This is a genomic window from Mesorhizobium sp. WSM4837, assembly GCF_055811435.1.
This window is the reverse complement of the sequence record NZ_JBVVQE010000019.1, coordinates 95,274-114,946: the sequence shown is the minus strand read 5'-3', so window position 1 is coordinate 114,946 and position 19,673 is coordinate 95,274. Positions and strand designations below refer to the sequence as shown.

At 63.8% G+C, this 19,673-nt stretch carries 17 protein-coding genes and 1 riboswitch; of the genes, 15 read left to right on the top strand and 2 right to left on the bottom strand.

What is annotated here, in order from left to right:
• The first annotated feature begins 459 nt into the window (after positions 1–459).
• The 7 genes from AC0L3D_RS13920 to AC0L3D_RS13890 all read left to right on the top strand — a co-directional run bounded on the left by AC0L3D_RS13920 (position 460) and on the right by AC0L3D_RS13890 (position 9,355).
• Positions 460–3,627 (top strand): hypothetical protein, encoded by a 3,168-nt coding sequence (locus tag AC0L3D_RS13920; protein WP_473644686.1) that lies wholly within the window; start codon positions 460–462, stop codon positions 3,625–3,627.
• Between the two features lie 326 nt (positions 3,628–3,953).
• Positions 3,954–4,068, top strand: a riboswitch (guanidine-I (ykkC/yxkD leader).
• A 100-nt stretch (positions 4,069–4,168) separates the two neighbouring features.
• Complete coding sequence (locus AC0L3D_RS13915) at positions 4,169–5,233, top strand: putative urea ABC transporter substrate-binding protein (protein ID WP_473644684.1); 1,065 nt, start codon at positions 4,169–4,171, stop codon at positions 5,231–5,233.
• A gap of 105 nt (positions 5,234–5,338) precedes the next feature.
• The gene (locus AC0L3D_RS13910; RefSeq protein WP_473644682.1) at positions 5,339–6,151 is read left to right on the top strand and encodes an ABC transporter permease; all 813 of its coding nucleotides are present in this window, start codon (positions 5,339–5,341) and stop codon (positions 6,149–6,151) included.
• Entirely contained in the window at positions 6,148–6,957 is an 810-nt protein-coding gene (locus tag AC0L3D_RS13905) for an ATP-binding cassette domain-containing protein (RefSeq protein WP_473644680.1), read from the top strand. Before AC0L3D_RS13910 ends, AC0L3D_RS13905 begins: the two co-directional genes overlap by 4 nt.
• Before the next feature lie 13 nt (positions 6,958–6,970).
• The gene (locus tag AC0L3D_RS13900; RefSeq protein ID WP_473644678.1) at positions 6,971–8,179 is read left to right on the top strand and encodes an agmatinase family protein; all 1,209 of its coding nucleotides are present in this window, start codon (positions 6,971–6,973) and stop codon (positions 8,177–8,179) included.
• 2 nt (positions 8,180–8,181) lie between these two features.
• Positions 8,182–8,715: a hypothetical protein gene (locus tag AC0L3D_RS13895; RefSeq protein WP_128171905.1), complete on the top strand. Its 534-nt coding sequence runs from the start codon at positions 8,182–8,184 to the stop codon at positions 8,713–8,715.
• Positions 8,716–8,752: 37 nt separating this feature from the next.
• Entirely contained in the window at positions 8,753–9,355 is a 603-nt protein-coding gene (locus tag AC0L3D_RS13890) for a HupE/UreJ family protein (protein WP_473644676.1), read from the top strand.
• 157 nt (positions 9,356–9,512) lie between these two features.
• Here the strand turns inward: AC0L3D_RS13890 and AC0L3D_RS13885 are convergent, their stop codons facing one another.
• Positions 9,513–10,226 carry a GntR family transcriptional regulator gene (locus AC0L3D_RS13885; protein ID WP_023800160.1) on the bottom strand — a complete coding sequence of 238 codons (714 nt, stop codon included), beginning with the start codon at positions 10,224–10,226 and terminating at the stop codon, positions 9,513–9,515.
• A gap of 261 nt (positions 10,227–10,487) precedes the next feature.
• Between AC0L3D_RS13885 and AC0L3D_RS13880 the strand changes: the two genes are divergently transcribed.
• The 7 genes from AC0L3D_RS13880 (at position 10,488) to AC0L3D_RS13850 (ending at position 17,702) form a co-directional block, all read left to right on the top strand.
• Positions 10,488–11,576 (top strand): ABC transporter ATP-binding protein, encoded by a 1,089-nt coding sequence (locus AC0L3D_RS13880; protein WP_128171907.1) that lies wholly within the window; start codon positions 10,488–10,490, stop codon positions 11,574–11,576.
• A 33-nt stretch (positions 11,577–11,609) separates the two neighbouring features.
• Positions 11,610–12,899, top strand: a complete 1,290-nt coding sequence (locus AC0L3D_RS13875) for an ABC transporter substrate-binding protein (protein WP_473644674.1) — start codon at positions 11,610–11,612, stop codon at positions 12,897–12,899.
• A 223-nt stretch (positions 12,900–13,122) separates the two neighbouring features.
• Entirely contained in the window at positions 13,123–14,007 is an 885-nt protein-coding gene (locus AC0L3D_RS13870) for an ABC transporter permease (protein WP_287171755.1), read from the top strand.
• Between the two features lie 4 nt (positions 14,008–14,011).
• The gene (locus AC0L3D_RS13865) at positions 14,012–14,830 is read left to right on the top strand and encodes an ABC transporter permease (protein WP_128171910.1); all 819 of its coding nucleotides are present in this window, start codon (positions 14,012–14,014) and stop codon (positions 14,828–14,830) included.
• A gap of 9 nt (positions 14,831–14,839) precedes the next feature.
• On the top strand, positions 14,840–15,586 hold the full coding sequence (locus tag AC0L3D_RS13860) for an aspartate/glutamate racemase family protein (RefSeq protein WP_128171911.1): 747 nt from the start codon (positions 14,840–14,842) through the stop codon (positions 15,584–15,586).
• Between the two features lie 4 nt (positions 15,587–15,590).
• Positions 15,591–16,421: a GNAT family N-acetyltransferase gene (locus AC0L3D_RS13855; protein WP_128171912.1), complete on the top strand. Its 831-nt coding sequence runs from the start codon at positions 15,591–15,593 to the stop codon at positions 16,419–16,421.
• A 354-nt stretch (positions 16,422–16,775) separates the two neighbouring features.
• Positions 16,776–17,702, top strand: a complete 927-nt coding sequence (locus tag AC0L3D_RS13850) for a manganese catalase family protein (protein WP_473644672.1) — start codon at positions 16,776–16,778, stop codon at positions 17,700–17,702.
• A 94-nt stretch (positions 17,703–17,796) separates the two neighbouring features.
• On the opposite strand, the gene AC0L3D_RS13845 is transcribed toward AC0L3D_RS13850, so the two are convergent.
• On the bottom strand, positions 17,797–18,336 hold the full coding sequence (locus AC0L3D_RS13845; RefSeq protein ID WP_123146884.1) for an Lrp/AsnC family transcriptional regulator: 540 nt from the start codon (positions 18,334–18,336) through the stop codon (positions 17,797–17,799).
• A gap of 48 nt (positions 18,337–18,384) precedes the next feature.
• Between AC0L3D_RS13845 and AC0L3D_RS13840 the strand changes: the two genes are divergently transcribed.
• The gene (locus tag AC0L3D_RS13840; protein ID WP_128171914.1) at positions 18,385–19,563 is read left to right on the top strand and encodes an MFS transporter; all 1,179 of its coding nucleotides are present in this window, start codon (positions 18,385–18,387) and stop codon (positions 19,561–19,563) included.
• Positions 19,564–19,673: the final 110 nt, after the last annotated feature.

Genomic DNA, 19,673 nt, shown 5'->3' with positions numbered 1-19,673 from the left:
GATGGCTACATATCCAGGTTGACGTTTTCGCGCGGGAATACCTGGGTTCGGCCGCCGGAGGGGCAGGTGATGCTGGAAATACGGGTGGAGCACGGAATGCGCGGCGGCCGGCTCACCTGGCTCGCCGACGGGACGGAATTGGACCGTGTGATGCCATGAGCTGCGGTCAGTAATCTCTCATCGTGTGATGACAACGGTCACGCCGAGCAGGCCATGGAGAGCGTCGAATCTGCAGGCTGAATCGTGCGGGTGAAACCCGCTTATTGTTCACGACCGACTTTTTAGTAGGGTCAGCACGGCTGGCTCACCCGAAAGTCCGATATCCGGCATAAGATGAGCTCGGGAAGGTCCGACGACTGTCACAAGTACTGGTTCCGGCCAATGTCGGCTTGCGCTTCTGACGATGGGGACAATCCCGCAAGGAATCCCGGAGGGTGTGAGCCATGTGGAGGATAGGCCATGAAGTGGAAGTCGCTTCGATCAACTGCGCTCGCCGGCCTCACCGTGGCCGCGATTCTCCTGGAGGCGCGGGCTGGGTTCGCCCTCGACGAAGAACCGTTGAACCTGCTGCGGCTCACGTCGGCGAAGGTCGAATCGACCACTTCTCCCGCCGACGTGACTGCGATCGCGCGGTTGACAGACGGCGACGCGAAGACGGTCGCGGAGATCAACGCGACGGAAGCCACACCGCTGGACGTCACGTTCACGTTCGGTGGAGGCGTTGTGGCGCCGGAGGGGATCAGGGTCACGCTGCCGGAGGGCTCGGGCGGCGCGGCAGCTCGCGTGGAGATCCTCGTCTCGACGGCGTCGGCGCACGCCGGGTTCCGGTCCCTTCGCACTGACCCGCTTGCGGCGGAGGGCAAGCCGCAGACGTTCGAGTTCCCCACCACCGCGGCGCGCTGGATCATCGTGCGGCTCGCGCCGCAGCCCGGGGCGCGCAAGGTAGCGGCGGCGGAAGTGGAGGTCATCGGTCGGGAGGGTGAGCCGAAGAGCCACTACGCGTTCGCCGAGTCTCCGGCGAAGGCCTTGGACGTGCTCACGCGCCTCGAGAAGACGACATCGCTCAAGTTGGCGGTCTCTGACGACGAGAAGGCGATGTTCGCGAAGGCGAAGGCGGGGCGCTTGACGCCCGTGGAGTTCGCCGAGGCCGCGCTGCTGGCGTCGGGCGTAGTCGACGCGGGGAAAAGGAAGGAGTACCTGAAGCGCCTGGACGCGTTGGAGCAGCAGGCCCGCGCGGCGGTGGCGAACACGCGCACTCCCGCGGCCAAGGGCGAGGCGCTCCTCGAGTGGCTCCACAAGGGCCCGATTTCGAAAGGCTACGTGGCGCGCCAGACCGGCCTCTCGGTGATCTTGGATACGGGTACGTTCAATTGCGTGTCGTCCGCCGTGCTCTACAACGTGCTCGCGCTGCGGCTCGGGCTGGACGTGCGCGCGATCGAGGTGCCCGACCACGCGTTCTCGATCCTCTACGACGGCACGCGGCACATGGACGTGGAGACAACGAACGCCAAGGGGTTCAACCCCGCTAGGGACAAGGCCGCCATCGCCAAGTTCGAGCAGATGACGGGCTTCCGCTACATCCCCGACGCGCACCGCGACCAGCGCCGAGAGGTCGAGGAGGCGGGGCTGGCGGCGATCATCTACTACAACCAGGGCGTGTTGCTCTCGGAGGCGAAGCGCTACCACGAGGCGCTCGTGGCGAATTTCCGGGCGATGAGCCTCGACCCCGAGTTCGGCTCGGCGGTGAAGAACGCGCTGGCCGTGCTCGCGAACTGGGGAGCGGAGCTTTCGCGCGACGGCAAGTTCCAGGAGGCCCTGGAAGTCGTGACGACCGGCCTCGCGCTGGCGCCGAAGGACGCGGCGCTCGTCAATAACCATTCGGCTGTTTGGAGCCAGTGGGCGCTCAGCGCGGTGGACGCCGGCAAGCCGTCCGAGGCGCTCGCCATCCTCGAGCGAGCGGCCGCCGCGGTGCCCAGCGGGGGGTTCGAGGGGATGCAATCGCTCGTGTACATCCGGCCGGCGGACATACGGATGCGGGAGGGCCGGTGGGAGGACGCGCTCGCGGCGGCCGTGCCGGGCTTCGAGGCGCTCGCGGGCGAGCCGCGCAAGGAGCTCGAGAAGTGGCTCGGCTACTTCGGGCAGGAGTGGTCCGCCGCGCTGGCCAAGAAGGAGGGTGAGGCGAGGGCCCTTGGGGCACTGCGCGGTTTCGTGGCGCGCTTCCCCGGCAACGAGCACGTGACTTCGGCGGCGGACAGCCACGTACGCCGGATGGCGTTCGGGTTGGCCGACGCGGGGAAGTTCGAGGAGGCGCTCGCGGCGATCCAGGGGGCCAAGGATTTGATGAAAGACACAGCGGGCGTCCGCGAGGCGTCGCTTTACGTCTACGACGACTGGGCGAAACGCCACATGAAGGACGGTCGGTGGGAAATGGCGGCGGATGTGTACGTGAAGGGGTTGGCGGCGTACCCGGGCGAGGGGCTGTTCAAGGGCAACGTGGCGTATCTTGCGCAGGAGTGGACGAAAGCCGCCTACGCGAAGGGCGGCGCGAACGCGGCGGCCGAGGTGATGAAGTCAATGGCGGAGCGGTTTCCGGGGCTGACGGGCCTGTCGAAGAGTGGCGGGAATGAACTGCAACGGGCCGTAAACGCGCGCGTCGAGGAGGGGAAGTACGAGGAGGCGCTCGCGGCCTTGGAGAAGGGGCGGCAGCTGCTGGAGGATAGCGACGCGGAGCAGACGTACCTGTACGTGTACGACTTCTGGGCGAGGAACCGCATGGAGGCCGGCGCGTGGGAGGAGGCCGCGGACGTGTACCTGAAGGCGCTCGCGCGATTTCCAGAGGCGGGCATGCTCAAGCAGAACGTCGCGTACCTGGGCCAGGAGTGGACGAAAGCCGCCTATGCGAAGGGCGGAGCCCCGGCGGCCGCCGCGGTCGCGAAGGCCCTCGCGGCGAAGTTCCCTGGAGTCGAGTCCATCGGGAAGTCCGGCGGCCAAGGGGTGGCCCGTGTAGTCCATGACTCGATTGGAAACGGGAAGTTCGAGGCCGCGCTCGCGGCCGTGGACCAAGGGAAGGAGTTCCTGCCGGGAAACGAGGCGCAGGAGCTCTACTTCGCGGCGTACGACGGCTGGGCCAAGCGTTACATGCAGGACGGCCAGTGGGAGAAGGCGGCAGACGTCTACGAGGCGGGTCTCGGGCGGTTCCCCGCGATGGAAAAGCTTCAGGGGAACATCGGGTGGTTCGCGCAAGAATGGGCGAAGGAAGTGGCCGCTGGGCAGGGGTCGGACAAGGCCGTGGAGGTTCTGCGAGCGTTGAAGCAGAGGTTCCCGGGCCTGCAGGACGTGGCGCGATCGTCGAAGAACTACCTGAACAACGATGTGAACGCTCTCGTGCGGGACAACAAACACGAGGAGGCGCTCGCTGTGATCGAGAGGCTGAAGGACCTCGCGGAAGGGGAGGCGGACGTGGAGAGACTCGCAGTGTTCGCGTACGACCGGTGGGCGAGGAGGTTCATAGACAAGAAGGACTGGGATGGGGCGATTGCGATCTACGACAAGGGCCTCGCGCGGTATCCGGACCAACGATTGTTCGAGCAGAACAAGGCGTATTGCATCGAGCAAAAGAGCAGGTAGGAGCGGGCTGTCCGCTCACGGGTGGATCCGGCGCCCGTATGCCTCCCAGAGAGGACCCGGGTGTAGGGGGCAGGGACGGGGAGTTGCTAATGGCATCAAGTCCAGTCCCGCACAAACTGGACGAGAAAACCAAGCAATCTCGGGGCCGTGTGTTTTGGGGGAATGACGTGAGGTGACCCCTAGCAGCAATCAGGCAAACTGCCCAATCCGTCGGCGATGCGATGATTTTCGCGTCACTCGGGCGAACGCTCGAAGCCGCACAGTTCCACAAATGCCGGCCTTTTTGGCCTATTCGGCATTGGCATGCTCCTTGCTTAGTTGGTGATGTGCAGAGCGTCTAGGGTTCCGGCCGCAACACAGCGGTGCTGGTCCAAGAGATGCGACCGCCAGGGATGCACTGAGGCATCCGGCGGAACACGGCGGGCCAAAATCCCGGGAGAACCCTGCACGGGTTTGCTGGCGCGAACCTCTCCCGGATGCGCGCTCGCAAAACCCCAACATCAAGTCCGGTCGCAATCCGGATCGCGAACAGGGGTACGCAATGCTTCGCAAGCTGGCCGCAATCATCCTAGCCGCATCACTCGGCCTTCCCATCGCTTCCGCCGCCGACGCGGCGCCCAAGAAAGACTTCAAGATATGCTGGTCGATCTATGTCGGCTGGATGCCGTGGGGCTATCTCGCCGACAGCGGCATCATGAAGAAATGGGCCGACAAAAACGGCATCAATGTCGAGATCACCCGCATCAACGACTATGTCGAAAGCATCAACCAGTACACCGCCGGCGGTTTCGACGGCTGTTCGATGACCAACATGGACGCGCTGTCGATCCCCGCAGGCGGCGGCGTTGACACCACCGCCTTGATCATCGGCGACTTCTCCAACGGCAACGATGCGGTGATCCTCAAGGACAAGGCCGCGCTCGCCGACATTGCCGGCCAGAAGGTCAATCTCGTCGAGCTCTCCGTCTCGCATTACCTGCTGGCGCGGGCACTGGACACGGTCAAGCTCGCCGAGAAGGACATCACCGTCGTCAACACGTCCGACGCCGACATGGTCGCCGCCTACGGCACCAGCGACGTCACCTCGGTCGTTACCTGGAACCCGCTGGTTTCCGAGATCGTCGCCATGCCGGGTGCGCACAACGTGTTCGATTCCGCGCAGGTTCCCGGTGAGATCATCGACATGATGGTCGTCAACACCGAGACGCTGAAGGACAATCCGGCATTGGGCAAGGCGCTTGTCGGTGCGTGGTACGAGGTGATGGACCTGATGATCTCCGACACGCCGGAAGGAAAGGCAGCCAAGGAGGAGATGGCCAAGGCGTCCGGCACCGACCTCGCCGGCTTCGACGCGCAGCTTGCCTCGACGGCAATGTTCTACGACCCCGCCAAGGCGGTCGAGTTTACCGAAGGCAGCGAATTGCCGAAGACGATGGATCTGGTCCGCAACTTCCTGTTCAGCCACGGCATTCTCGGCACCAATGCGACGAGCGTCGACGTCGTCGGCATGAGCTTTGCCGACGGATCGACGCTGGGCGACGCCAAGAACGTCAAGCTGCGTTTCGATCCAGCGTTCATGGCCGAGGCGGCAACCGCAACGCCCTGACCCGACATGCTGGCCAAGGGAATGAGTGCCAGGGATGAAGCCTCCGCGACGGGCGGTGAGGGCACCACGCGCCCTTCCCGGCCAAAGCCGAGGGTGCGCCTTCGCATGATCAATGCGAAAGTTTCGCGCGGCGGCGCCTTGTTCCTCGGCGGCTTGCCGTTCCTGTTCGTGGCGATCGCCTATCTGATCGCTTCGGCGCAACGACTGGCGGTCAATCCCAGCGACAAGCTGCTGCCTTCGCCGGTACAGATGTGGTCGGCCTTTCTTGACCTTGCCACGGTGCCGGACAAGCGCTCGGGCGACCTCATCCTGTGGGTCGACACCTATGCCAGTCTCCTCAGGCTGTTCGCGGGCGTGGGCGTTGCCACGGTCGCCGCGCTTTCGCTCGGCATTGCCATCGGCTTCATCCCGCGGGTGCGGGCGTTCCTGCTGCCCTTTGTCACCGTCGTTTGCGTCATCCCTCCGCTGGCGCTGCTGCCGATCCTGTTCATCGCGCTCGGCCTCGGCGAAACGGCCAAGATCACGCTGATCGCCGTCGGCGTCGCGCCGGTGATGGTGCGCGACATCGCCAACCGGGTGATGGAGTTGCCACCAGAACTGGTGGCCAAGGCGCAAACGCTTGGCGGCAACAGCTGGACCACGGTCTTGCGGCTGGTGCTGCCGCAGATCATGCCACGCCTCATCACTTGCGTGCGGCTGGCGCTCGGGCCGGCCTGGCTGTTCCTGATCGCCGCCGAAGCCATCGCCTCGACCGAAGGGCTCGGTTACCGCATCTTCCTCGTCCGCCGCTATCTCTCGATGGACGTCATCCTGCCCTATGTCGCCTGGATCACGCTGCTTGCCGTGATCACCGACTGGCTGCTGGTGCGGCTGTCGCGGGGAATTTCCCCTTGGGCGCATCCGGTGGAGGCCAGATGAGCCGCATCGTCGTTCACGGGCTGGAAAAGTCTTATGGCGATGCCCGCGTTCTCGAGCGGGTCAACGTCACCGCCGAAGCCGGCGAATTCCTGTCGCTGGTCGGCGCCAGCGGCTGCGGAAAATCGACGTTCCTGCGCATCCTGCTCGGCCAGGAGCAGCAGAGCAGCGGCGTCGTCATCGTCGGCGATGGCCCGATCGTGCCCGAGCCGACGCCGCAGCGCGGCATCGTCTTCCAGCGCTATTCGGTGTTTCCGCATCTGACCGCCATGCAGAACCTGCTGCTGGTCGAAGACTTTCGCTCGGGTGGGCCGTTTGGCCGCGTCTTCGGCGCCAGGCGCAGAAACGCCAGGCAAAAGGCCGAAGCCATGCTGGCGCGGGTTGGCCTTGCCCATGCGCGCGACCTCTATCCGGCATCGCTCTCCGGCGGCATGCAGCAGCGGCTGGCGATTGCGCAGACCTTGCTCGGCCGCCCGAAAATCCTGCTTCTCGACGAGCCGTTCGGGGCGCTCGATCCTGGCATCCGCGTCGAGATGCACGACCTGCTGACCGAGCTCTGGACCGAGCACGGCATGACGGTGGTGCTGGTCACCCACGATATCGGCGAGGCCTTCAAGCTCGGCACCCGTGTGCTGGTGTTCGACAAGGTGCGCCACGATCCGCAGTTCCCGTCGGCTTACGGCGCGACGATCACCTACGATTTGAAGCTCGATCGCAAGACCCGGGCTTCCTCTCATCACTTGGCCAAGGTGGCCGCGATGGTCGGGACGACCCGGCCGGATACAGCAATGGCGACGACGGCGTCGTAACGGAGAACCGTGAATGTCCAGAAATATCCCCGAACGCAGCCACCGCCGGGCAGGGCTCGTCCCCCGGGCGGCCAGGGAACGCTTTCACCACCCCGATTTCGACGCCCGCGGCACGCAGGGCTGGAAATCCATCGAGGCTGAGGGCAAGCTGCCGGAAAGCGGCTGGCGCAAGGAGCAGCAATGGGCGCTCGACATGGGCCTGCCAGGGTCGGAGTCGATCGTCGACAAGTCGATCCCGACATTCGCGCGCGGCGAGCTGCCGCATTTCGCCGGCATCAACACCTTTCTCAAGGCGCCCTATGTCGAGAACGTCCGCGACGTCGGCAAATATGATGCTGCCGTCATCGGCATTCCTTTCGACAGCGGCACCACCTACCGGCCGGGAACCCGCTTCGGCCCGCAAGGCATACGCCGCATCTCGGCGCTGTACACGCCGTACAATTACGAGCTCGGCGTCGATCTGCGCGAGCAGATGACGCTGTGCGACGCCGGCGACGTCTTCACCATTCCCGCCAACCTCGAAAAGAGTTTTGACCAGATCACCAAGGGCGTCAGCCATGTCGCTTCGTCCGGCGCGCTTCCGATCATGCTGGGCGGCGACCACTCGATCGGTTTCCCTTGCGTGCGCGGCATCGCCGATGTGACCTCGAAGCGCATCGGCATCATCCATTTCGACCGCCATATCGACATCCAGGAAAAGGATCTCGACGAGCGCATGCACACCACGCCCTGGTATTGGGCGACCAACCTGCCGAACGTCTCGGCGACCAATCTCGTGCAGCTCGGCATCGGCGGCTGGCAGGTCCCGCGCTACGGCGTCGCCGAGGCGAGAAAACGCGGCACCAACGTGCTGACCATTGCCGACATCGAGCAGATGGGACTTGAGAAGGCGGCGGAAATCGCGCTCGAGCTCGCATGGAAGGACACCGACGCCGTCTACATCTCTTTCGACGTCGACAGCCTCGATTGCGGTTTCGTGCCCGGCACGGGCTGGCCTGAGCCGGGCGGCTTCCTGCCGCGCGAGGCGCTCAAGCTGCTTGGGCTGGTGACGGCACCCGGCATTTGCGGACTGGAAGTGGTCGAGGTCTCGCCGCCCTACGACACGTCGGACATCACCGCGCTGTTCGGCGTGCGCGTCGTCGTCGAGGCGCTTGGCTCGATGGTCGCCCACGGCAATCTCGGCAAGCACAAATCGATCATCGACAAACCGGTGAGTTTTTGACCATGCACGACGATCATCACCACAGTCATGGCCATGACGGCGGCCACAATCATCACGGGCCGAACGGTCATCATGACCATCCGCACGCCCCCGGCCACAATGGGCCCGCTGGCAAGCCGCTGCAATGGCAGACGCCGCATCTGCCGGAGCAGGCTCACGAGCTGCCGGTTGATCCCGCATCGGTCGATCTCGACCTGGTCGAAACCGCCTTCCTCGAAGGCTTTGCGCGGGCGCCGGACCCATCCAGCTTTCTGCGTCTGGCCGGCATACCCTTTGTCGGCGAGAGGGCCGACGGCGTGCGGCTTCATCTCTTGCGCGTCGAGACTGAGGATCTGGTCGACGTCGGCGCGGTCATGCCGCTCGTCGGCGGCACCGGCGTTGCCTATCACCCGCTGCCGGCGCGCCTGACATCGCACCGCCGCCGCCTCGCTTTCATCTATCACGATGGCAGCGAGCAAAAGCCGCTCGGCTTCGCCGCCGCGCGCTCCCTAGCAGACCGTTCCGCCGCTTCGCAATTCCCCGTTCCCGGGCACTGAAACCAGAACCCGTCATTCTCATCAAACAGGTGCAACCATGAAAACTTTCGCAAGCATGAAGACATTTGCAAGACTTGGCATCCTTTCAGCTCTCGCCGCCGTCACACCGTCGCTGGCGTTTGCCCATAGCGGCGGCGCTCACGTCCACGGCTTTTTCGCCGGCCTCGAACATCCGCTGTTCGGCATGGATCATCTGCTCGCAATGGTTGCAGTCGGCATGATCGGCGCCCGTGCCGGCGGGCGCAGCATTGTCCTTGTGCCGCTGTTCTTTGTCTCGGCCATGGTCGCAGGGGCCTTGCTCGGCATGGCCGGCATCGGCCTGCCTTCGCTTGAAACCGGCATCGCGCTGTCGCTTGTGGTCTTCGGCGCGATGGTCGGCCTCGCCAAGCCACTGCCGCTGGCCGCCGCGGCGGCACTGACGGCCCTGTTCGGCCTCTTCCACGGCAACGCCCACGGCCTTGAGAGTCCCGAGAGCGCCGGCGGCCTCGCCTACGCCGCTGGCTTCATGCTCGCCACGTCGATGCTGCATGCGATCGGCATTCTGTCCGCTGTCAAGCTGGCTCGTTGGCCGACGACGGTCCGCACCGCTGGAATCGCCACCTCGCTGGTTGGAATGGCCATGGCGGCCCAAGCTTTTTGAGACGTAGGCAGTCGGCGAACAGAACTGGAAAGCAGATGAGCCAGAAATGGTCGATGAGGCTGCGGCGCGTCCGCGATTTGCTGTACCAGATCCTGAAGGTCCGAGCCCAACGGCTTTGAGGGGTGCGGTATTCGCGTCCCTCCGGTCGAAATGAGCGTCAGAACTCGAGCGCCTGCCTGAGCGCCGGACCGCTCCTGACACGCAGATCGAGGTCGGCCTCGATATGGTCGATGTGGTGCAGCATCAGGGCGCTGGCGCGTTCGGAATTGCCATTTTCCAGCGCCTCCAGGATATTCATGTGCTCGCTATGGCCACAGCTCGAGACGCCCGAGCGGCCGTAGAGCGCGATCACCAGCGATGACCGCGCCACCAGTTCTTCCATGAAGCGCTGGAGGATGGCGTTTCCGGCAACCGAAGCCAGCAGCAGGTGAAAATCGCCCGAAGCCTTGATTTCCGAGCGTCTTGCATTTGGTCCGCGTTCGGCAATGAAGCGGCCCTCTTCATCGAGCTGCGCCTTGAAGGCAGCGACATGGTCCGGCGTCATCCGCCCGGCTGCGGCAATCGCTATGCCGGGCTCGATCAGCCGGCGCGAAGCGAAGACCTGGCGCGCTTCCTCCGGCGACGGGTTGGCGACGAAGGCGCCACGATTGCGCTCGGTCCGCACCAGGCCTTCGAAGGAGAGCATCTGCAGCGCCGCGCGCGCCACGGTGCGGCTGACGTCGAATAAAGTGCCGACCTCGCCTTCCGACAGCTTGGTTCCGGGCGCCAGCCGGCGGTCGACGATCGCGTCGCGCAACTGGTCGCGGATCGCCTGGGCGCGATCCTCGTTGGCACTGTCGACAGCAGGGAAAGTCTGGTCGGCTATATTCATGATGGTGGTCCCTGCGCCTTTCTACCCTGAATCGGGTCGCTTGCACGAGGGCCAAAGTGGATACGATGCCGGAAAAGATTGCATACGATTTTTTGCGAGAATCGCTGCCGATCGCCTATAATTTGTGCATTCTCAGGCATGCCGTTTCGAGGGGCAGCCGGAGGCAATTCTGATTTTCCCAAGGAATCAATCGTTTGAGGCCGATCTAGGGCAACTGGCATGCATGATGCTTTGCTTAAGTTGATTTAGAGAGGAAGCCGGATGTCCAAAGCCGCCGAAATCGACATCGTGTCCGTTTCGAAGATCTATGGCGCAACGACTGCCGTCGAAGACATCAGCTTGAAAATCCCCGCGGGAACCTATTGCTGCCTGCTCGGGCCGTCCGGCTGCGGCAAGACCTCGACGCTGCGCATGATTGCCGGGCACGAAAGCATATCGAGCGGCGACGTGCGTCTCGGCAACACGGTGGTCACAGACTTGCCGCCGGCCAGGCGCGGCACCGCCATGATGTTCCAGTCCTACGCACTGTTTCCGCATCTCGACCTGGTCGACAATGTTGCGTTCAGCCTCAAGATGAAGGGCGTCGGCAAGGAAGAGCGCCGCGCCAGGGCGCTCGATATGCTGAAGCTGATGCAGATGGAGGGCTACGCCAGCCGCCGCCCGGCGCAGCTTTCGGGCGGACAGCAGCAACGCGTCGCTCTGGCCCGCGCGCTGATCACCGACCCCGAAGCGCTGCTGCTCGACGAGCCGCTATCGGCACTCGATCCATTCCTGAAGGTCCGCATGCGGGCGGAACTGAAGAAGCTGCAGACGTCGCTCGGCATCACTTTCGTCCACGTCACCCACAGCCAGGAGGAGGCGATGGCGCTCGCCGACCTGATCGTGGTCATGAATGACGGCCGTATCGAGCAGGCGGCGCATCCGCGCATCGTCTTCGAGCGGCCGGCCACCGCGTTCGTCGCCCGCTTCATGGGCGATCACAACGTCGTCTCCGGCCGCGTCAGCGGCAGCCGCGACGGCATGGTTGTCTTCGATGTGCCGGGTGGCGCCTCGCTTGCTGCCAGCGGGCAGGGCAGGGCGATCGGCGAGCCAATCGATATCGCCATTCGCACCGACCACGTGCGGATCGGCGACCCGCCGGCCACCGGGCTCGGCTTCACCGGCATCGCCTCCAACATCGAGTATCGCGGCTCGACCGTAAAACTCTCGGTCAATGGCGCCGGCATCGAGGATTTTACCGTCATCGTCGACGACACCAGCTTCTTCGCCAAGCCGGTCGCCGTCGGCGACGCGGTGCCGATCGCCTGGGACGCCGAGGACGCGATCGTCCTTGGCGGTCTCGATTCCTGAACCAGAACCACCAATCAAAACAGGGGAACTGACATGACCAACACCACCGACAACAAGACAGGAATTTCCCGCCGCTCGCTGCTCAAGACCGGTGCTGCCGCCGTCGGTCTTGCCGCCGGTTCGGGTACCATCACCGGGTTCCCGACGATCTGGGCGCAGAACCCGATCACGCTGCGCCAGTTCGGCACCGGCGTGTCGAACCTCAACGCCATTGCCGACAAGTGCAAGGCCGACCTCGGCATCACGCTGGAAATGACTGCGACCGATTCCGACGCCGCCGCCCAGCGCGCGGTGACCCAGCCGGACAGCTACGACATCGCCGACATCGAATACTGGATCGCCAAGAAGGTCTATCCGTCCGGCGTGATGCAGCCGATGGATGTCAAGAAGCTGAAATATTACGACAAGATCGTACCGCTGTTCATCACCGGCAAGCTGACGCCCGACAGCGTCATCGCCCAGGGCACCGCGCCGCATACGGTCGGCTTCGTCGAGGCGCAGGACGCCAAGACCTTCGCCAAGCAGCCGACCCAGTGGATGACGATGGTTCCGACCATCTACAACGCCGATACGCTCGGCATCCGCCCCGACCTTGTCGGCCGCGACATCACCACCTGGGCCGACATCATGGATCCGGCCTTCAAGGGCAAGGCCGCCATCCTCAACATCCCGTCAATCGGCATCATGGATGCGGCGATGATCATGGAAGCCATGGCCAACATCAAATATGCCGACAAGGGCAACATGACCAAGGAGGAGATCGACAAGACCATCGACTTCCTGATCAAGGCCAAGCAGGACGGCCAGTTCCGGGCGTTCTGGAAATCGTTCGATGAGAGCGTCAATTTGATGGCTTCGGGCGAAGTGGTCATCCAGTCGATGTGGTCGCCGGCCGTCGCTGCGGTGCGCTCCAAGGGCATCGCCTGCAAGTACCAGCCGCTCAAGGAAGGCTATCGCTCGTGGGGCGGCGGCCTTGGCCTGGCGGCGCACCTCAAGGGCGCCGAACTCGACGCCGCCTACGAATACATCAACTGGTACCTGTCCGGCTGGGTCGGCGCCTACCTCAACCGCCAGGGCTACTACTCGGCCGCCATGGATACGGCCAAGCAGTTCATGTCCGAGGACGAATGGGGCTACTGGGTCGACGGCAAGCCGGCCAAGGGCGACATCATGGCGCCGGACGGCAAGATCATGGAGAAGGCAGGCGCGGTGCGTGACGGCGGCTCCTTCGTCGAGCGCATGGGCAAGGTCGCCTGCTGGAACTCGGTCATGGACGAGGACCGCTACATGGTGAGGCGCTGGAACGAATTCATCGCGGCGTAGTGCCTTCTTGCCTTCTCCCCTTGTGGGAGAAGGTGGCCGAGCGAAGCTCGGTCGGATGAGGGGTGTTGGACGGATCGCCAACGCTGAGTTTCTTCCAACACCCCTCATCCGTCTTGCCGCTGCGCGCCAATCCACCTTCTCCCACAAGGGGAGAAGGGACGCAGCTCCGGCCGCCTCGCAGCCTACCGAGATATTGATGACAGCAGTGCTCGAACGTCCTGGAATGATCAAGGCCAAACCGGCCAAACGCCGCCGCGTCTCGGTCGCCCGCTTCGTCCCCTACCTCCAGGCGGCGCCGCTGGCGCTGATCCTTGGCGCATTCCTTTTGCTGCCGATCCTGATGATCGCCGTGGTCTCCTTCTGGGATTACGATTTCGCAGCGATGTACCCGGATTTCCTGACCATCAACTACGCCGACACGCTCGGCTCGTGGGTCACCTGGAAAACCTATCTGAACACTCTGAAATACGCCGCCATCGTCTGGGCGCTGACGCTGTTCATCGGCTTCTGGGTCGCCTATTTCCTCGCCTTCCATATCAGGACCTCAGCCATGCAGATGGTGCTGTTCCTGGTCTGCACCGTGCCGTTCCTGACCTCCAACATCATACGCATGATCTCGTGGATTCCGGTGCTTGGCCGCAACGGGCTGGTCAATTCGACGCTGGTTGAGATCGGGCTGATCCCGAGGCCGATCGAATGGCTGCTCTATTCCGAATTCGCCGTGGTGCTGGCCATGGTGCATCTCTACACGCTGTTCATGGTGACGCCGATCTTCAACACGCTGATGCGCATCGACAAATCGCTGATTGAGGCCGCGCGTGACGCCGGCGCGTCCGGCTGGCAGGTGTTGTGGAACGTCGTCATCCCGCTTGCCAAGCCCGGCATGGCGATCGGCACCATCTTTGTCGTCACGCTGGTGATGGCCGACTTTTCGACGGTGCAGGTGATGTCCGGCGGACAGAGCGCCTCCGTCGCGCTGATGATGAAGAACCAGATGTCGCTGCTGCAATATCCGGCAGCCGCCGCCAACGCGGTCGTGCTGCTGGTGCTGGTGCTGCTGATGGTCGCCGGCATCCTGCGCATCGTCGACATTCGCAAGGAGCTATGAGGCGATGAGCCGGGACAAGCGCACCCTTGAATTCTACGTGCTGGCGGCATTCTTCGCCCTTTTCGTGCTGTTTCTCTACGGCCCGCTCTCGGCGATCCTGATCCTGTCCTTCCAGGGCGAGAATGGCGGGCTGACCTTTCCGCTGAACGGCGTTTCGCTGCACTGGTTCGCCAATCTGTTCGAACGCCAGGCGGTCGGTGATTTCGGCGGCAGCTTCAAACGCTCCTTTATCCTTGGCCTGATGGTGATGATCGTCACCGTTGTCGTGTCGCTGCTCGCCGGCCTGGCATTCCGGCAAAAATTTCGCGGCGCCACCGCTCTGTTCTATCTGGCCGTCGCCAGCCTGGTCGTGCCGTCGATCATCATCTCGCTCGGCATCGGCGTCGTCTTCCAGCAGATCGGCTTTCGTCCCGCCTGGTACACGTCTGCCTTCGGGGCGCATCTGACCTGGACCTTGCCTTTCGGCGTGCTGATCATGTTCGCCGTCTTCAACCGGTTTTCGCCGGCCTATGAGGAAGCCGCGCGGGACTTGGGCGCGACCTCCTGGCAGACCTTCGCGCATGTCGTCCTGCCGATGATCGCGCCCAGCCTGATCGGCGTCGGCCTGTTCGGCTTCACCCTGTCCTATGACGAGTTCGCCCGCACGCTGATGACCTCGGGCACCTTCAACACGCTGCCGCTCGAAATCTACGGCATGACGACGAATGTGACGACGCCGGTGCTCTATGCACTGGGCACCGTGACGACGGTATTTTCCTTCCTGGTGATTTTGGCGACGCTCGGCGCAATCGCCTATGTCGGCGGCCGTCGGCCGCGAGCTTGAGAGAACGCAGTGCAGATCCTCGTCGTTAATCCGAACACCACCGCCAGCATGACCGAAACCATTGCAGCGGCGGCGCGGCTCGTGGCCGGCGCCGGAACGGAGATCGCCGCCGTCACCTCGTCGATGGGACCTGTGTCGATCGAAGGCTATTACGACGAGGCGCTTGCCGTGCCTGGCCTGCTGGTCGAGATCGCCGCCGGCGAACGCTCGGGCGCGCAGGCCGCAATCGTCGCCTGTTTCGACGACACCGGCCTCGATGCGGCGCGCGCCATGGCCAACATTCCGGTCATCGGCATCTGCGAGGCAGCGCTCAGCACGGCCTCGTTCATCGCCCAGCGCTTCACCGTCGTCACCACGACCGAGCGCTCGCGCGTGCCGGTCGAAGCGCTGGTGCAGCGCTATGGCATGGCAGGACGGGCACGCGTGCGCGCGGCCGACATTCCGGTTCTTGCGCTCGAAGACCCAGCCTCCGATGCGATCCTGAAGCTGCGCGGCGAGATCGCGCGCGCGCTCGACGAGGATCGCGCCGAGGCCATCGTGCTTGGCTGCGCCGGCATGGCCGATCTCGCCGCCGCGCTGCGGCGGGAGTTCGGCGTTCCGGTCATCGACGGCGTCGGCGCCGCGGTCAAGCAGGCCGAGGCACTGATCGCGCTTGGCCTGTCGACGTCCAAGCGTGGCGCCTATGCAAACCCGCTGGCAAAGCCCTATCTTGGCGCATTGAAGTCCTTCGCCCCCGGTACCGTAGCCGCCGAGTGAGGCAATGCGCCGAACGATCAGAACGCTCGCACTTGAAGACGTAAATATCCTTGTCGACTGGGCGGCAGCGGAGGGCTGGAATCCCGGCCTCGGCGATGCCGTGGCGTTTCAGGCGGCGGATCCAGAGGGCTTCATCGGCGCCTTTGTCGATGGCGAGATGGTGGCCGGTATTTCGGCCGTCGCCTATGGCGAGGATTTCGGCTTCATCGGCCTCTACATCTGTCGGCCGGACAGGCGCGGTGAGGGCTATGGCAAGGCGGTGTGGGATGCCGGCATGGCGCGGCTCGGCGACCGCACGATCGGCCTCGATGGTGTCGTCGAACAGCAGGCCAACTACCGCAGCATGGGTTTTGCGCCGGTCTACCGGACGATCCGCTTCGTCGGTACGCCGAACGCTCCGGCAGCTGCCGACAGCGATATTTGCGTCATAGGCCCGGAAGCCGATGTCCTGGACTACGACAGCCGGTTCTTTCCCGCTCCGCGGCGATCCTTCCTGGAACACTGGCTGCGCCCGCCGCACGTCGCGCTTGCGATCGTCAGGGATGGCGCCATCAAGGGGTACGGCGTCGCCCGCCGCTGCCGGGACGGCTGCAAGATCGGTCCGCTCTTTGCCAACAGCCTGGACGCGGCAAGCCGCCTGTTCGCGGCGCTCGCCAACGCCTCGGGACCCGGAAATATCCATCTCGACGTCCCCGAGACCAGTGGAAGCTTTGCGGCTTTCCTGTCGTTCGCCGGCCTTCAACCGGGCTTCGAAACGGCTCGAATGTACAAGGGAAAAGCGCCGCAGCTCGCGCAGTTCGGCGTCTTTGCGATCACGACTTTGGAGCTTGGTTGAGACGGCGTCAGCTTTTTGTGCGCAGATCATCGATGCGAAGTTCCACGCCTTTTGGCTGGTCTCCTCGCGAAAAAACGTAAATGCCCAAGGCGATGGACTGCGACAACCAGAGCGCCGACGGCGAGGTACAGATTGTTCTGCCTCATCCAGTCGGTCGCGTGTCATGTGCCATAGGGATGATGGCACCGCCATGTTCCCGCATGAGCTAAAAAGTTAGCCCGCCTGCATGTGCAGCGTTCAGGTCGCCAACGCATCAATTGGGAAAGCCCGGTCGACGGGAGAAATACTCCTCTGAGAGGCGGGAACAATACCGTCGAAGTGCTGTTAGGTCCGTTCCTCTAACGGAGATAGACCATGTTTTTGCGCGTCGACAAGCTTCAGATCGAATTACCGGCACCGGCCCAACAGGATGTCAATGCCGCTTCAGCGCTCCAGGAGTTGCTTGGCGGGAAATACGGAGAAATGTCCACACTCGGTAACTACCTCTTCCAAAGCTTCAATTTCCGATCAAAGAGCAAGTTGAGGCCGTTCTACAGCCTGGTCGCGGCCATCACCGCCGAAGAGCTTGGCCATGTCGAATTGGTCAGCAATGGGGTGTCGATGCTTGCGAACGGTCCTGATGAACCCGGCGCTGACACGGTAGGTCCGACAGATATCACCGGCGCGCCGTTCGATATGATGAAGGACGCAAGACTGGCTGCCGGATTTTTGTCGCATGGTGGTGGCGCCGTGCCGATCGATTCAAATGGCCTGAGCTGGAACAAGGATTTCGTTACAACGACCGGCAACGTCATTTTTGACCTCCTCCACAATTTCCACCTCGAATGCGGAGCCCGCCTTCACAAACTGCGGGTCTACGAAACCTTGTCGGACCCGACCGGACGGGAGGTCTGCGGATATCTGTTGGTAAGGGGATCGGTGCATGCCCACGCCTATGCCCTCGCGCTCAAACAAATAACGGGTGTCGAAATCGAAAAGATGCTTCCAACGCCCAACATTCCGCTGGCAAACATCCCGGAGAGCCAGAAATATCTTGAGGAAGGCTCGCACCGACGCCTTTATACATTCAGTCCCGAAGATTACCGTGAGATAGCTGGGATCTGGGGCAATGGCGAAATGGCTCTCCCGGACGATCCTCCAGGTGAATTGGAGGTTGTCGAAGGAATGCCGGATGGCGGAAAGATCCAGGAGTTGGTGGGAGAGCCATCAGCTTTCACACCGGATTACGCGCCTGAGGAAATGAACGAGATTGCATCCAAGCTTTACAACGCGTCTCGGTAACGAGCCTCGATCGGTTAATGACGATGCCGTCGTTGCAGGCAAAGCCCGCGATCAGGCCGGGCCCAGCCGGACACCGTCCCGACTCGCGCTCCGGCTAATACAGCGGCTTGGCCATGTGCCGGGGCGCCGGCCATTCCGTCGTGATCCCGGGCTGCACCGGCCGCTCGAGATAGGTCGACAGAACCACATAGCTTCGCGTCGAGGTCACGCCAGGCGTTTCGTAAAGCCGCGACAGCAGGCCTTCGAGCGCCCTTGTGTCCTCGGTGCGGACCTTGATCAGCATGCATGTGTCGCCGGCCACCGAATGGATCTCCTCGACTTCGGGATGCTCGGAAATCGCCATCAGTTCGGGGGTCTTTCCCCAGCCCTTGGTGTCGATGTGCACGAAGGCAAGCAGCGGCTTGCGCACCGCCTTGGGATCGATGATCGCCGCAGTGTTGCGAATGGCGCCGCTGCGCCGAAGCCGCTTCACCCGTTCATGCGCGGCCGGCGGCGACAGGCCGACGCGATCACCGAGCTCGGCATAGCTGACCGTGGCGTCGTCGACCAGAACGCCTAATATTTTTCGGTCGGTTGCGTCGACGTCCCGGGCAGCGGGCCTGTTCTGCAGAATGCCATCTGTTTCTTCATCCATGGCGAAATTCCTTGTTGATACAGAACTTAGTACGGCCATTATCGCCTTATGACGAACAGTGATCAAGTCGCAACATTGACGGCAAGGCCGCCTATCCCGGCGCTCGCCTATCTCCTCACCGGATGCATCGCGGTGATCGGCTCGAACTCGCTGGTTCTCGGTCCGATAGCACCGGCGGTGGCGGCGTCGTTTGCGACGAGCGTGCCGGCCGTCATGATCGCGTCCGCTGCCTTCGGCCTCGGCACATCGGCAAGCGCCTTGTTCCTGGCCCGCTATATCGATCGGCTCGGCGCCCGCCGCATGCTGCAAGGGGCCTTGCTGCTGCTGGCGGTCGCGCTCCTCGCCAGCGCCGCCGCGCCGACGGTAACGGCGCTGGTTGCAGCCCAGCTTGTCGCCGGCATCGCCGCCGGCGTTGCCATGCCGGCAATCTATGCCAGCGCCGCTGCGATCGCGCCGCCTGGCCGCGAAAGCGGAACCATCGGCGTCGTGCTGACCGGTTGGACCCTGAGCATGGTCGCCGGCGTCTCATTGTCGGCGGTGCTTGCCGACCTCGTCCATTGGCGCGCCGTTTTCGCGGCGGTCGCGGTGCTTGCGGCGCTCGCGTTGACCGGCCTTACGCTGACCTCGCTCGGCGATGTCAGGAAAAGCGGCCCGGCGCCGACGCCGCTCGGCGCTTTGGCCGTTCCCGGCATAGTGCCGCTCCTGGTCGCCTGCGGCGCCTTCATGACCGCCTTCTACGGCGTCTATGGTTATCTTGGCGATCACCTTCACAATGGCTTGGGACGGCCGGTCAGCGCCAACGGCTTGGCGGCGCTCGCTTATGGCGCCGGCTTCGGCATGGCGGCACTGCTTGACGGCGTGATCGATCGGCTTGGCGCGCGACGTGTCATGCCGTTCGCCTATCTGCTCGTCGCGGCCGTCTATGTCGCGCTGGCCGCGGCAGGCAGCAGTTTCCATCTGACCATCGCGATGGTCGCAGTCTGGGGCCTTGCCAATCATTTCGGGCTGAACGTCCTGGTGATGCGCCTCTCGGCGCTCGATCCTGCGCGGCGCGGCACGATCATGGGCTTGAACAGCGCGGTGACCTATCTCGCGGTGTTTGTCGGCACCACGGCCTTCGGACCGCTTTATTCCAGCTTCGGCTTTGCGGCATCTGCAATGGTCGCCGCGCTGCTCATGCTGGTTGCCGCTTCGGCGGCGGCGTGGCATTCGCCGCGGCCCGTGTAGTCGCGGAGCCACGCGGCGGCAGCGCTTGCGCTCCCCGCCTTTCCTTCGGTAAATGCAAATGAAAGTGCCACGCGTCCGGAAGCGCTGTATACGGGTATCCGGCTGTGAGC

Bases quoted from the DNA above. Each gene is read 5' to 3' on its own strand.
- AC0L3D_RS13920 (WP_473644686.1), top strand. From the start codon at position 460: ATGAAGTGGAAGTCGCTTCGATCAACTGCGCTCGCCGGCCTCACCGTG.
- AC0L3D_RS13915 (WP_473644684.1), top strand. From the start codon at position 4,169: ATGCTTCGCAAGCTGGCCGCAATCATCCTAGCCGCATCACTCGGCCTT.
- AC0L3D_RS13840 (WP_128171914.1), top strand. From the start codon at position 18,385: ATGACGAACAGTGATCAAGTCGCAACATTGACGGCAAGGCCGCCTATC.
- AC0L3D_RS13875 (WP_473644674.1), top strand. From the start codon at position 11,610: ATGACCAACACCACCGACAACAAGACAGGAATTTCCCGCCGCTCGCTG.
- AC0L3D_RS13905 (WP_473644680.1), top strand. From the start codon at position 6,148: ATGAGCCGCATCGTCGTTCACGGGCTGGAAAAGTCTTATGGCGATGCC.
- AC0L3D_RS13870 (WP_287171755.1), top strand. From the start codon at position 13,123: ATGATCAAGGCCAAACCGGCCAAACGCCGCCGCGTCTCGGTCGCCCGC.
- AC0L3D_RS13880 (WP_128171907.1), top strand. From the start codon at position 10,488: ATGTCCAAAGCCGCCGAAATCGACATCGTGTCCGTTTCGAAGATCTAT.
- AC0L3D_RS13855 (WP_128171912.1), top strand. From the start codon at position 15,591: ATGCGCCGAACGATCAGAACGCTCGCACTTGAAGACGTAAATATCCTT.
- AC0L3D_RS13850 (WP_473644672.1), top strand. From the start codon at position 16,776: ATGTTTTTGCGCGTCGACAAGCTTCAGATCGAATTACCGGCACCGGCC.
- AC0L3D_RS13885 (WP_023800160.1), bottom strand. From the start codon at position 10,226: ATGAATATAGCCGACCAGACTTTCCCTGCTGTCGACAGTGCCAACGAG.
- AC0L3D_RS13900 (WP_473644678.1), top strand. From the start codon at position 6,971: ATGTCCAGAAATATCCCCGAACGCAGCCACCGCCGGGCAGGGCTCGTC.
- AC0L3D_RS13910 (WP_473644682.1), top strand. From the start codon at position 5,339: ATGATCAATGCGAAAGTTTCGCGCGGCGGCGCCTTGTTCCTCGGCGGC.
- AC0L3D_RS13895 (WP_128171905.1), top strand. From the start codon at position 8,182: ATGCACGACGATCATCACCACAGTCATGGCCATGACGGCGGCCACAAT.
- AC0L3D_RS13865 (WP_128171910.1), top strand. From the start codon at position 14,012: ATGAGCCGGGACAAGCGCACCCTTGAATTCTACGTGCTGGCGGCATTC.
- AC0L3D_RS13845 (WP_123146884.1), bottom strand. From the start codon at position 18,336: ATGGATGAAGAAACAGATGGCATTCTGCAGAACAGGCCCGCTGCCCGG.
- AC0L3D_RS13890 (WP_473644676.1), top strand. From the start codon at position 8,753: ATGAAAACTTTCGCAAGCATGAAGACATTTGCAAGACTTGGCATCCTT.